Below are 12,592 nucleotides of genomic sequence, written 5' to 3' on the forward strand. Positions count from 1 at the left end.
TGATCTGCTCGTTGTTTAGTAATGATAGCGGCACTGTGCAATGATGATGTGATCGCTTTGATAAGTATAAACCAAGCGATGTTCATCATCAATTCGCCGACTCCAAAAACCTGACCATTCATATTTTAGTGGTTCAGGCTTACCGATTCCATCAAAGGGATTGCGTTCAATATCTTTAATCAACGCATTGATTCGCTTCAAGATCCGTTTATCTTCTTGTTGCCAGTATAGATAATCCTGCCATGCTTGAGGATGCCAGCTAATCATCAATCAAATCCCGCGATTCGAAGATGCCGTCTTTAATATCCTGAATCGCACGGTCGAGACGCGCTTTATTGTGCTCGGATTGCTGAAGATAAGCTGTTTCAAGATAGGCGCTATGATGATCGAGATGCTCTTCGAGCATTTCAAGTGCGAATTGCTCGGGCGTCTGCGCGACTAAGCTGGCCATAACAGCAATTTTTTGCTGTAACGATTCAGGAATTTCTAGGGTAAGCATCGTTGACATCAGCCGGTGACAGTTTGGTTGGAGACTTGACCTACGCCGCAGACAAATAGCGCAAACTTGAACTTTCAGCGTTTTTCAGCGTTTTCAGCGGCCAAAAAAGAGACGCTACCAAACAAGCCGCTGCCTGAGTGCGCATAGCCGACGTTGCGGTATACTCGCACGCTCACATTGACGCTGTACAGATTGAGGTTGGCTATGCGCTGCTGGGCGAACACGCTCTTTACCGTCATCATCGTCGGGTTAGGAACGCTCGCCATGCTGGGCGCGTGCGGTCAAAAAGGCGACCTCTATCTGCCCGAATCGGCACCGACTTCTCGCGCCAGCGATGTTCCGACTGTACCGCCGTCCGCCGCGCCGAATGCTGCGCAACCCTAAAAATTCAACCCTTCACAACGCCCCGACACACGCCGCATGGATCACTTCATCGACCGCTCTGGCCTCCTCCATGCTGAGGACGTGCCGCTGACCGAGATCGCTGCCCGCTTCGGCACGCCCTGTTATGTCTATTCACGCGCCACGCTCGAACGGCATTGGCACGCCTTTGATCGCGCCTTCCGCGATCATCCGCATCTGATTTGCTTCTCGGTCAAATCCAATTCCAATCTAGCAGTGTTGAATGTGCTGGCGCGGCTAGGCTCGGGCTTTGACATCGTGTCGGTCGGCGAGTTAGAGCGCGTGCTGGCCGCTGGCGGCGATCCGACAACAATCGTGTTTTCGGGAGTCGGCAAACGACGTGATGAAATCCGGCGGGCGCTCGAAGTCGGCATTCGCTGTTTTAATGTTGAATCTGAAGCCGAGCTAACCCGCCTTGACCAGCTCGCGGCGGAAGTCGGCGTGATCGCGCCGGTGTCACTGCGCGTCAATCCTGATGTCGATCCGCAGACGCATCACTATATTTCCACCGGGCTGAAAGAAAATAAATTCGGCATTGCGATTCAACAGGCTGAATCCGTATACGCCCTCGCCGCCGCGATGCCGCATCTCAAAGTCGTCGGCATTGATTGTCATATCGGCTCACAATTGACCGATCTTGCACCCTTTATCGACGCCCTCGGGCGCGTGCTTGATCTGGCGGATCGGCTGTGCGCCTCGGGGATTGCCATTGAGCATCTCGATCTCGGCGGCGGACTGGGCATTCGCTATCGTGACGAGCATCCGCCCGAACCGGCGGCCTATGCGGCGGCCCTGAGCCATGCGTTAGCCAATCGCCCCTACACGGTGATCTTGGAACCCGGACGCGCCATCGTCGGCAATGCCGGCGTGCTGCTGACGCAGGTGGAATATCTCAAACACGGGCCGCACAAGCATTTCGCGATTCTCGATGCAGCGATGAATGATTTGCTCCGCCCGGCGCTCTATCAAGCTGGACATGAAATTGTGCGCGTCGTCGCCGACACCGACGCCGATCCGAGCCGCTACGATCTGGTCGGCCCAGTGTGTGAAACCGGCGATTTTCTCGCCAAAGATCGCACGTTGGCGCTCGAAACCGGCGATTTGCTCGCCATTCGCGGCGCGGGAGCCTATGGCTTCACCATGAGTTCCAATTACAACAGCCGCCCGCGTGCCGCTGAAGTCATGGTCGATGGCGACCGCGCCTATCTGGTGCGCGAACGCGAACCGCTCACGGCGCTCTATGCCGGTGAACAGCTACTTCCGCTCGACGAAGCACACCCGACGGCATGAAACGGCGTCCCGAACCAGCGGAATTGATGGACGGCGTTGAACAAGCGCAGGCCTATGCGGCTGCCGATTTCAACGCCTCAAATACGCTGTTTATGGAGCTATTACGGCGACTGGTGCGCGGCCCGCTCACTGGAGCACTGGCGCTCGATCTCGGCTGTGGCCCGGCGGATATTGTCATACGCTTGTTGCGTGCTTATCCGAGCATAACCTGTGATGCGCTCGACGGCTCGCGGCCAATGCTCGATCTAGCCCAACAGGCGCTGAATGCACTGCCCGATCTCGCGGCGCGGGCGCGGCTGCTGCATGACGTGATCCCGTCGGCGCAGTTACCGCGTCAACATTATGATCTAGTGCTGTCAAACAGCCTGCTGCATCATCTGCCCGATCCGGCGGTGCTGTGGCAAACCGTGCGTGAAACGGCCAAACCCGGTGCGCCAGTGCTCATTATGGATCTGATGCGTCCGGCCTCAGCGGGCTGGGTTGAAGCATTGGTTGAGACCTACGCCGGACGCGAATCGGAGATGTTACGCCGCGATTTTCGCCACTCGCTTTATGCCGCCTTTGAACCGGCTGAAGTCAGCGCCCAGCTTGCTGCGGCTGGTCTGGACAGCTTAGAGGTTGCGGTTGTCAGCGACCGACATCTTGCCGTGATGGGGTATCTGCCCGCGTGAAACTGCGCTTCACCAAAATGCAGGGCTTAGGCAACGATTTTGTTGTTTTCGACGGCGTGCGCCAACAGATCGAAGTGGATGCCGCCTTGGTGCAACGGCTCGCCGACCGCCGGTTTGGGATCGGCTGCGATCAAATTTTGCTGGTCGAACCGCCGCGTTCACCTGATACCGATTTTTACTACCGCATTTTTAACGCCGATGGCTCCGAAGTCGAGCAATGCGGCAACGGTGCCCGCTGTTTTGCGCGATTCGTGCGCGATCAAGGCTTAAGCGACCGCACGGTTATTCCGGTCGGCACCGCCGCTGGCGCGATTCGGCTCTATCTGGAAGCCGATGGACAGGTGCGCGTTGACATGGGCGCACCCGTGTTCACCCCGTCGCGGCTGCCGTTCGCCGCCGATGCTGAAACGCCCGACGCAACCTATCCGCTTGATATTGCAGGTAAAATTTATCAAATCGGCGCAGTATCGATGGGCAATCCGCACGCCGTGCTGCTCGTCGATGATGTTAGCACCGCGCCGGTTGCAACCCTCGGCCCGTTGCTCGAACAGCATCCGCGCTTTTCGCGGCGCGTGAATGTCGGTTTTATGCAGATTGTCACGCCCGCAGCCATCCGTTTGCGCGTCTACGAACGCGGCGCGGGCGAAACGCTGGCCTGTGGTACCGGAGCGTGTGCGGCAGTGGTCAGCGGACGCCAACGCGGACTGCTTGCCGAACGGGTGCAGGTCACGCTGCCCGGCGGCACGCTGCGCATCGACTGGGCGGGGCAGGGCCAATCCGTGTGGATGACCGGGCCGGCGGTGCGGGTATTCGACGGCGAAATCGAGCATTAACGGAGGCGCGTGCGATGCGTTATCTCGATGAACTCAGCACGGACGAAGCACTAGAGCAAGAACGCCAGATTGCCGCATATCTCATCGCGCATCCGGATTTTCTCGCGCATCATCCCGAAGTTTTAACCGCGATTGATGTGCCGCATGGTATTCAGGGCGCGGTCTCACTCATTGAATATCAAGTCCGCGTATTACGCCGTCAATTAGCGATTGAGCGCAATCGGTTAACGCATTTAATTGCCCGCGCCCGCGAATACGAAGCCCTCTCCGCACGGCTGCATCGGCTGATTTTGCAACTTATGGTCGTTGATGATCCCGAACATCTCTGCCGCCTGCTGCGCGAAACACTCTTGCGTGAATTTCGCGCTGAAGCCCTCGCCTTCAAATTATTTGCATTAGCGGATATTGAGCGTGTCCCGCATGATCCACTGGTCAATGCCTTTGCTGATTTTATTGACCGACGCAATGCACTCTGCGGCCCACTGAGTCCAGAACGGGCGGCGCGGTTATTTGGCGCTGAAAGTATCGGTTTAATTCACTCTGCCGCGATTCTGCCGCTCAATGCTGACCGTCAATCCGGCATTATTGCCATTGGCAGCGCCGATGCCACCCGTTTTAGTCCTGATATGGGCACCGATTTTCTCAATCGACTCAGCGAACTGATTAGCCAAAAACTGCACGTCATTCATTTTACCGGCTGCTCACAATCATCATCTGCCTGATTCAATCGCTGCCCCCGCACTCAAGCGGTCCGCTTATTATGCTTCTGTCACCAAAATACCGCTTTTTATTCGTGCATATTGCCAAAACCGGCGGCACCAGCGTGCGAGCGGCGCTCGAAGGCTTGCGCTGGCGCGATCCCTGGTATTACCCAATGTTTCTCTGTAGCCGCTTTAGTCATTTAAGTGGCCATCGGCTTGCCACCAAATTACCGCGTCATGCCAAAATTGTCGCCGCAAAAGAATTATTACCTAAAGACTATTTTGATAGCTTGTTCAAATTCGCTTTTGTACGTAATCCCTGGGATTTACAAGTCAGTTCCTTTCATCATATTCGACGCGAACGCCCACAGTATCTCGGCGGCCATGACAATTTTGCCGATTTTCTACGCTGGAAGCTCAACCCCGAACGCCCCTATCAATATCACCTTGACACCTCAATTACACTCCAGACCGAGTATTTAATTGATCTCAGCGGTCAAGTGGTTGTGGATTTTATCGGACGCTATGAACAGCTTCAGGATGATTTTGCCACCATCTGCACGCGCATTGGTATTCAAACTCCGCGCTTACCGCATGCCCGCCAAGCCACTGATCGCCAGCGCGATTATCGTGGCTATTATTCCGACGACACCGCCGAATTAGTCGCGCAGTATTTTGCGCGGGATATTCAGATGTTGGGGTATCGGTTTGAGGGGTGATCGTATAGAAACTATCTATCGCACCGGCTCTTGATTTCGCACTGAATCATCCGCATCTCGTTATTTCATCCGTGCGTCAATCTGAACTCTACGTGGTTTAGACGGCGCATCTTTCGCATTACCGCATGAGGACAGTCATTGTGAGCGATTCGTCCAATACATTTGATATTGATTTAGCAAGCGGCATCGCTGCTTTTGAATCCAAGCAATTCTCACGCGCTGTCGGTTTACTCGGGCCGTTAGCGGAGCGAGGCGTCATTGATGCGCAATATCGCATGGCGATTATGGCGCAAAATGGCCTCGGAATGCTTCCAAATCCGCTACTGGCTTATAGCTATATGAAAAGCGCAGCAAAGGCAGGTTTTGGGCTGGCGCAGCATGGATTAGCTTTTATGTATATGGAAGGCGAGTGTACGGATAAAAATCCAACAAAAGCAGTGGAATGGTTTAAGCGTGCTGCTGAACAAGGGCTAATTGGATCATTAACAACGCTGGCTATGCTGTATGAGCAAGGCCGGGGTGTGACGCAGGATTTAGATGAAGCGAAGCGTCTTTATAAATTGGCGGGATTCGATGAGGTGTCTAGCTCAGGTTGAGAGTGACCTAATCAATAGGATTAGAACGCTATTCTGGTTGCTAAACGCCTAGAATTGAGTTTTTCCTAATCTGACGCATCGGGACATTATCAATATGTCTGCAAAATCTTGGTACTTGAAACAACCGTGTTTTCGGACACTTTCTGTAATACAAACCACACTCATCGCGCTAACAATGAGTGGCTGTGCAACCAATCTCGATCCGAGCGAAGGTGGCTTTATCAATGGCATCGTTGGATTAGCGGGCGGCGGTTATCAGCGCCGCATCGAAGCCAGTGAGCGCGTGTATCGCGATGAAGTACAGCAGCAGGAGCGACTCAGCCGCGAAGCACAAACGCTGGAGCAAGAACGAGCCGCCGTGCGCTCGGAACTCAATCAGGCGACGGATCGCCTGCGGGCACTGGAGCAGCGGATTCAGCAGCAGCGCACACGTATCGCTGCACAACGCGCTGCGAATCGTCGCCAACAGGAGCAGCAGCTCGCACGCGCTCAAACCAAGCTGAGTCAAGCCAAAACCAGCCTCGGCTCGATCAAGGTTGAAAACGCAGATGATCGCTCGCTTGAAACGACCAAAGCGCAGGTGCGTTTGCTGGAGAGTCAGTTAGCTGAAATCGACGAATTGGCAACCATCAGCCGCGCTGGTCTCTGACGGTCGCGTCGTCGTATCAATGGGGCGCTAGAGCGTGGCGAGCGTCTCTTCAATCCACCGCTCAACTTCGGCGTTGATCTCGGTCGCTTTGCGGCCTTGCGTGGCAATGGTCGGGCCGATCACCAGATCAATTGTGCCCGGACGCTTGAGTAGGCGTTGTCGCCCCCAAAACACGCCCGCGTTATGGGTCATCGGCACGATGGGATAGCCGCTGCGCTCGGCGAGTAGCGCCCCGCCGATGTTATAGCTGCCCTGCGTGCCGGGTGCGACGCGGGTGCCCTCGGGAAAAATCACCACCCAATGCCCGCGTTCTAATTGCGCACCGCCTTCGCGCATGAGGCGAGTGATTTCGCGCCGTCCCGCCGCTCGATCAATAGGAATGGGGCTGAGTCGCTGAAGTGCGTGACCAAAAATCGGGATGCGGAGCAATTCCTGTTTGAGTACCCAGGATTGCTCAATCGGTAATAACGCTCGGAGCGCGAGAATTTCCCAAGCTGATTGATGTTTGCAGAGCACAATGGCGTTTTTGCGCTGTAAATGCTCGCGGCCATGAATGCGATACTCTAATCCGCAGAGCAATTTAAGCGCAGTGAGATTAAATTGTGCCCAAGAACGCGCTAAACGCGGGCCGCGTTGTCCACTATCACCTGACCCAAATGCCAAGATCAGCAGTGAATAGCTCACACTTGATCCAATTAGGATCAATTGAAACAGCAATGAACGCAAAACGATCATAACAACATCACGATCCGCTCAATGAATCAAGAAGCGCCGTCGTCGCGGCAGATAAATCGGGATAAATCGGCAGGGTTTCTAAATCAATGCCGATTTCAGGGGCCGTGCGTAATTGCGCTAATGTGCGCTGACCGTTGCCAGACAGCACCAGCCAGGGTTGAGCGCCAGCAGCGAGCGCCGCTTGTAAATCGCGGCGTGAATCGCCAATAACGGGTACGTCGGTTAAATTCATGCCGAAGTGTTCGGCAATTTCCAGCAGCAAGCCCGGGCGCGGTTTACGACAGGCGCAGCCATCATCTGGGCCATGCGGACAGAGCGCAATCCAATCAATCCGTCCGCCTGCCGCTGTGACGCGCTCGCGCAAATGCTGATGAATGGCGTCCAGCGTTGCGCGATTAAATAAACCGCGTGCTAATCCAGATTGATTGGTTGCAATCGCAATTCGATATCCCGCCTGTGACAGTCGTGCGATTGCTTCAAGACTGCCCGCAATCGGTCGCCACTCCTCCGGCGCTTTAATATAGGCGTCGGAGTCGTGGTTAATCACGCCGTCGCGGTCGAGAATAATCAGCCGTTGGGTCATTGCAGCCGCGAAATATCGGCGACCCGCAAAAATAATGCTGATAATGCGCGTAAAAGTTGCAGCCGATTCCGCCGAAGCGCCGCATCATCCGCCATCACCATCACTTCATTAAAAAACGCATCAACATCTTCGCGCAATTCAGCCAATGTTTCTAACATGGCGACATAATCGCGTGATTGGGCTAATGGCGCAATGCGGGCGCTTAATTCCTCAATCCGCTCGGCTAATCGCTGTTCGGCGACCTCGACTAAGACTGCCGGATTGAATGGCGCGTCAGTTAAATCAGCGGCATCAGCTTTGAGCAAAATATTGCGAATGCGTTTATTGGCAGCAGCCAGCGTATCCGCAGCCGGTAAGCGGCGGAATTGAGTCACGGCGGCAATGCGCCGATCCAAATCCCAAGGATTAGTCACGCCGGTGTGAATCACGGCTTCGACCGTATCAACAGCAACCACGCGCTCACTGTAATAGCCGTGCAACCGCTCCAGCATGTAGCTCAATACCGTCTCGACTGTCTCGGCGGCTAATAAACCCGCCGGAAATCCCGCAGCGGCGCGGGTGAGTAGATCGCGCAAATCCAGATCGAGCGGGGTTTCGATCAACAGCCGCAGCACGGCAATCGAAGCGCGGCGCAGGGCGTAGGGATCTTTGGTGCCGGTCGGACGCAGACCGATGCCAAAGATGCCAACCAGGGTGTCGAGTCGGTCAGCGAGCGCCAGCGCCCGACCACAGGGGCTGGTCGGCAGATCATCACCGGCAAAGCGCGGGCGGTATTGATCCTCCATCGCGGCGCTGACACCGGGATCTTCGCCCGCCCGCTCGGCGTAATAGCGCCCCATGATGCCCTGCAATCCGGGAAACTCGAACACCATCGCGGTCATTAGGTCACATTTTGACAGCGCGGCGGCCCGTTCAACCAGCGCCGGAGCGATGCCGAGCAATGGGGCCAGCTCGCGGCCTAAGCGAGCGACGCGGGCACATTTGGCCGCTTGGGTGCCAAGTTTGTCTTGAAACACAACGGTTTCCAGTCGCGGCGCAAACTCAGCCAGCGGCTGCTTGAGATCCTGTGACCAGAAAAATGCCGCATCAGCAAAACGTGGCCGAATCACGCGCTCATTGCCAGCGCGTACCTGATCGGGGTCGTGGCTGGCAATATTCGCCACCACGATAAACCGCGCCTGCAATGCTCCGTTTGCGTCCTCGACGGGAAAATATTTCTGATTGCGCTGCATGGTTTCGATCAGCACTTCGGGCGGGATGTCGAGAAACCGCGCATCGAATGTACACAGCAACGCCTGCGGCCATTCAACCAGTGCCGTGACCTCATCGAGCAATGCCGGATCAATGCGGGCGCGTAGTCCGTTGGCCTGTGCTAAGGCGGTGACCTGTTCGCGGATGCGCTCGCGGCGCTGCTCAAACGACGGCTCGACCTGACCCTGTTCGCGCAAGATGGCGGCATAATCCGCTGCGTGCTGGATCACAATGGGGTCAGGATGATGAAAGCGATGACCACGAGTAGCGGCCCCAGCAGTCACGCCCAGCACGCTGCCGGCAATCGGCTCCGCGCCCAGCAGCAGGCACACCCACTGCACCGGCCGTACAAATTCCTCACTGCGATCTCCCCAGCGCATCCGTTTGGGGATCGGCAGCGCGGCAAGCGCGGCTTCGGTCAGCTCGGGGACTAAGTGCGCCGTTTCACGGCCGGGCGTGACGCTGCGATACACCAGCCAACTGCCTTTATCGGTCTCTTCGCGCCCGAGTGCCGCGACCTCGACGCCACAGGAACGCGCAAAGCCGAGCAGGGCTTTGGTCGGCTGACCTGCGGCATCGAACGCGGCGGACACGGCTGGCCCACGCCGTAGCGTTTCTTGATCGGGCTGGCGCGTCTGGATGCCATGAATCAAGAGGGCCAGACGCCGAGGCGCGGCGAAGCTATCCAGCGTCTCGAATCCGATCCCATTGGTTTTGAGCTGTTCACGTAATCCGTCCGCAAACGCCCGCGCCAGCACTGGCAGCGCCAGCGGTGGGAGTTCTTCGGTGCCAAGTTCGATGAGTAAATCGGTTGTGGACATACTTAACCCTCTGCTCCCGCGCCAGCGTGCAGCAGCGGGAAGCCGAGCGCCTCGCGCTTGTCGTAATACGCCTGCGCGACCGCCCGCGATAGGGTACGCACGCGCAAGATAAACCGCTGGCGCTCGGTGACTGAAATCGCGCCGCGTGCGTCGAGTAAATTAAAGGTATGCGAGGCTTTGAGCACCTGTTCATAAGCGGGCAGCGGCAGACCGCGCTCGATCAGCTCCGCGCTAATGCGCTCATGCGTGTCGAATTGGGCAAAGAGCGCAGCAGGATCGGCCAGCTCGAAGTTATAGGCCGATTGCTCGACTTCGTTCTGATGGTAAACATCGCCATAGGTAACGACGCCCGCCGGTGAGCGGCTCCACACCAGATCGTAGACGCTCTCGACCTCTTGGAGATACATCGCAATGCGCTCCAGACCATAGGTGATTTCGCCGGTCACCGGGCGGCAATCGAGGCCACCGACCTGCTGGAAATAGGTAAACTGGGTGACTTCCATGCCGTTGAGCCACACTTCCCAGCCCAGTCCCCAGGCACCGAGCGTCGGCGATTCCCAGTTATCTTCAACGAAACGAATATCATGCACCAGCGGATCGAGACCCAACCGCCGCAGTGAGTTCAGATACAGCTCTTGAATATTGAGCGGCGAAGGCTTGAGCATGACTTGAAATTGATAGTAATGCTGGAGCCGATTGGGATTTTCGCCATAGCGGCCATCGGTCGGACGACGCGACGGTTGAACATAGGCGCTGCGCCAGGGTTCGGGGCCAATCGAGCGCAAAAAGGTTGACGGATGGAAGGTACCCGCGCCCACTTCCATATCAAACGGCTGGACGACGACGCACCCGAGATCGGCCCAATAACGCTCAAGCGTAAAGATAAGACCCTGGAAGGTCGAGAGATCCTCGGATTCGCGGCTCAAAATGGACTCCTCATGCGGGCGGTGTTCGGCAAAGTCGCACAGTATATATCGGGCGGTCGGTTGCGTGATGGCTGCGATGCGCGTACCGACAGCCTCTAACCACACCGACCAAATCTCAAGAACCAACGCCGTCTTCCGATTATTATTCACCCTCCGGTTTTCCTACCAACACAGCAGTAGCGCCCCAATCCTCGCACGGGGCTGCGGAGGACTTTTATGCACATCCAGAACGACCGTATCATCGCCTTCGTCATGGCCGGTGGCCAAGGCTCACGGCTCCAGCCACTGACAACCGGGCGCTCAAAACCCTCGGTGCCATTTGGCTCGCGCTATCGGATCGTCGATTTCGTGCTCAGTAATCTAGTCAACTCGCAGATCCAGACGATCTATCTGCTGGTGCAATACAAGTCACAGTCGCTCATTGAGCATGTGCGCAAGGCTTGGACGATCTCGCCGCTGCTGCAAAATCAGTTCGTCACCGTTGTGCCGCCGCAAATGATGTCGGGGGAAAACTGGTTTCAGGGCACCGCCGATGCGGTCAATCAAAACATCAATCTGATCGAAGAGCATCGCCCGAACTTGGTCGCCGTGTTCGGGGCCGATCATATCTATCGTATGGATATCCGGCAGATGGTGGAGTTTCATCACCGGCGACAGGCTGATGTCACCATTGCCGCACTGCCCGTGCCCTTAGCGGAAGCCTCCAGCTTTGGCGTGATCGTGGCGGATGAAAGCGGACGGATTCAGGCATTTGAGGAAAAGCCAACCCATCCGACCTCAATGCCCAAGCAGCCGGATATGGCCTTTGCGTCAATGGGCAACTACATTTTTAGCGCCGATGTGTTGTTGCAGGCGCTGCATGAGACGCAGCAGGCCGGTGAAACCGATTTCGGGCAGCATGTGCTCCCGCGTCTGCTCCGCACCCATAACCTCTACGCTTACGATTTTGCCACCAACGTCATCCCCGGCGTTCAGCCCTACGAGACGCCGGTTTATTGGCGCGATGTGGGCAATCTCGATGCCTATTTTGATGCCCATTGCGATGTACTAGGCGCAGAACCGGCGTTTGATGTCTTTAATCCCGAATGGCCGATTTATTCCAGCAGCTATCAGGGGCCAGTGGCGCGGGTGCTCGGCGGGCAGATCGAAAATACCCTGCTCGGTGCGGCGACGATGGTTCACACGGGCGCACGGATTCAAAATTCGATCATCCGGCGCGAGGCGGTGATCGAAGAAGATGTGGTGTTGGAAGATTGCATCATCATGGACTATGTGCGCGTCAGTCGTGGCGCACGGCTCCGGCGCGTGATTGTGGATCGGCACAATATCATCGAGCCAGGCGATGAAATCGGCTTTGACCGGGCGCGAGATGCCGAACGCTTCCATGTCAGTCCGGGCGGAATCACGGTCGTGCATCAAGGACAGGTCGGCTATTTTGCCCGCGATATTCGCGGCTCGGGACGGCGCGGCTATTCTGAATAACTCAGCCGCTTCACACGGCGACACGTTCCGCTGCGCGATTCGCTTCAGGACAGCCGACGCGACGCTGCGGGACGGATCATCTTGGCGTGATCGACGAGCAGCAATTGACAGGAATGACAGCGCCAGCTCATGTTGCTGGCTGGTCGCCAGTCGAGACTGATGGTGTTAGGCAGCGCCTGACCGAGATGGGCAAAGGTGCTGGGTGGGCGTTGGTTGCGTTCTGTCCAGATTGCGCCTTTGCCCAAAAGCAGCCAGCCCGGCTGCATCGGCTGACCGCACGCCGGACAACAGTAATCCCGATCTGTCCAAAGATCGGGAGTCGCCGCGACGCACTGCGTCTGGCGTTGCAGATGGCGCACCAGCCACCACAACGCCAGTAAGGCACTGAGCGCCAGCCCAGCGGCGATGATAAATCCGCTCTGCGTGCTCACTGT

16 protein-coding genes are annotated in these 12,592 nt (G+C 56.6%); 9 read left to right on the forward strand and 7 right to left on the reverse strand.

Annotated features, from left to right (window positions below):
* Positions 1-15: 15 nt before the first annotated feature.
* Both BLW10_RS05985 and BLW10_RS05990 read right to left on the reverse strand, forming a co-directional pair.
* Positions 16-267: a Txe/YoeB family addiction module toxin gene (locus BLW10_RS05985; protein ID WP_091333060.1), complete on the reverse strand. Its 252-nt coding sequence runs from the start codon at positions 265-267 to the stop codon at positions 16-18.
* Positions 260-508, reverse strand: coding sequence for a hypothetical protein (locus BLW10_RS05990; RefSeq protein ID WP_245709124.1), 249 nt, complete (start codon positions 506-508; stop codon positions 260-262). Before BLW10_RS05990 ends, BLW10_RS05985 begins: the two co-directional genes overlap by 8 nt.
* A gap of 195 nt (positions 509-703) precedes the next feature.
* Between BLW10_RS05990 and lptM the strand changes: the two genes are divergently transcribed.
* The 8 genes from lptM to BLW10_RS06030 all read left to right on the forward strand — a co-directional run bounded on the left by lptM (position 704) and on the right by BLW10_RS06030 (position 6,360).
* Positions 704-883 carry an LPS translocon maturation chaperone LptM gene (lptM, locus tag BLW10_RS05995; RefSeq protein WP_091333063.1) on the forward strand — a complete coding sequence of 60 codons (180 nt, stop codon included), beginning with the start codon at positions 704-706 and terminating at the stop codon, positions 881-883.
* A gap of 36 nt (positions 884-919) precedes the next feature.
* Positions 920-2,191 (forward strand): diaminopimelate decarboxylase, encoded by a 1,272-nt coding sequence (gene lysA / locus BLW10_RS06000; protein WP_091333065.1) that lies wholly within the window; start codon positions 920-922, stop codon positions 2,189-2,191.
* Positions 2,188-2,862, forward strand: coding sequence for a class I SAM-dependent methyltransferase (locus tag BLW10_RS06005; protein WP_091333066.1), 675 nt, complete (start codon positions 2,188-2,190; stop codon positions 2,860-2,862). Before lysA ends, BLW10_RS06005 begins: the two co-directional genes overlap by 4 nt.
* Positions 2,859-3,695, forward strand: a complete 837-nt coding sequence (gene dapF, locus BLW10_RS06010) for a diaminopimelate epimerase (RefSeq protein WP_091333067.1) — start codon at positions 2,859-2,861, stop codon at positions 3,693-3,695. Before BLW10_RS06005 ends, dapF begins: the two co-directional genes overlap by 4 nt.
* Before the next feature lie 14 nt (positions 3,696-3,709).
* Positions 3,710-4,417 carry a DUF484 family protein gene (locus BLW10_RS06015; RefSeq protein ID WP_091333069.1) on the forward strand — a complete coding sequence of 236 codons (708 nt, stop codon included), beginning with the start codon at positions 3,710-3,712 and terminating at the stop codon, positions 4,415-4,417.
* 38 nt (positions 4,418-4,455) lie between these two features.
* On the forward strand, positions 4,456-5,115 hold the full coding sequence (locus tag BLW10_RS06020; protein ID WP_091333070.1) for a sulfotransferase family 2 domain-containing protein: 660 nt from the start codon (positions 4,456-4,458) through the stop codon (positions 5,113-5,115).
* Positions 5,116-5,255: 140 nt separating this feature from the next.
* Positions 5,256-5,711 carry a tetratricopeptide repeat protein gene (locus BLW10_RS06025; RefSeq protein ID WP_091333165.1) on the forward strand — a complete coding sequence of 152 codons (456 nt, stop codon included), beginning with the start codon at positions 5,256-5,258 and terminating at the stop codon, positions 5,709-5,711.
* Positions 5,712-5,886: 175 nt separating this feature from the next.
* On the forward strand, positions 5,887-6,360 hold the full coding sequence (locus tag BLW10_RS06030; RefSeq protein WP_091333072.1) for a hypothetical protein: 474 nt from the start codon (positions 5,887-5,889) through the stop codon (positions 6,358-6,360).
* Between the two features lie 27 nt (positions 6,361-6,387).
* Here BLW10_RS06030 and BLW10_RS06035 read toward each other — a convergent pair whose 3' ends face one another.
* From BLW10_RS06035 to glyQ, 4 genes are read right to left on the reverse strand one after another with little or no spacing between them, the layout of a single operon-like run.
* Positions 6,388-7,044 (reverse strand): lysophospholipid acyltransferase family protein, encoded by a 657-nt coding sequence (locus BLW10_RS06035; protein WP_342707511.1) that lies wholly within the window; start codon positions 7,042-7,044, stop codon positions 6,388-6,390.
* A gap of 58 nt (positions 7,045-7,102) precedes the next feature.
* Positions 7,103-7,678 (reverse strand): D-glycero-beta-D-manno-heptose 1,7-bisphosphate 7-phosphatase, encoded by a 576-nt coding sequence (gene gmhB / locus BLW10_RS06040; RefSeq protein WP_091333096.1) that lies wholly within the window; start codon positions 7,676-7,678, stop codon positions 7,103-7,105.
* On the reverse strand, positions 7,675-9,750 hold the full coding sequence (gene glyS / locus BLW10_RS06045) for a glycine--tRNA ligase subunit beta (RefSeq protein WP_091333098.1): 2,076 nt from the start codon (positions 9,748-9,750) through the stop codon (positions 7,675-7,677). Before glyS ends, gmhB begins: the two co-directional genes overlap by 4 nt.
* Positions 9,751-9,752: 2 nt before the next feature.
* A complete protein-coding gene (glyQ, locus tag BLW10_RS06050; protein WP_091333167.1) occupies positions 9,753-10,676 on the reverse strand; it encodes a glycine--tRNA ligase subunit alpha in 924 nt (307 codons plus the stop codon).
* 222 nt (positions 10,677-10,898) lie between these two features.
* On the opposite strand from glyQ, the gene BLW10_RS06055 reads away from it, so the two are divergent.
* Positions 10,899-12,158 (forward strand): glucose-1-phosphate adenylyltransferase, encoded by a 1,260-nt coding sequence (locus BLW10_RS06055; RefSeq protein ID WP_091333168.1) that lies wholly within the window; start codon positions 10,899-10,901, stop codon positions 12,156-12,158.
* 44 nt (positions 12,159-12,202) lie between these two features.
* Here BLW10_RS06055 and BLW10_RS06060 read toward each other — a convergent pair whose 3' ends face one another.
* The gene (locus BLW10_RS06060; RefSeq protein ID WP_091333100.1) at positions 12,203-12,589 is read right to left on the reverse strand and encodes a PF20097 family protein; all 387 of its coding nucleotides are present in this window, start codon (positions 12,587-12,589) and stop codon (positions 12,203-12,205) included.
* Positions 12,590-12,592: the final 3 nt, after the last annotated feature.

This window comes from Allochromatium warmingii (assembly GCF_900107145.1).
GTDB classification, from domain to species: Bacteria; Pseudomonadota; Gammaproteobacteria; order Chromatiales; family Chromatiaceae; genus Thermochromatium; species Thermochromatium warmingii.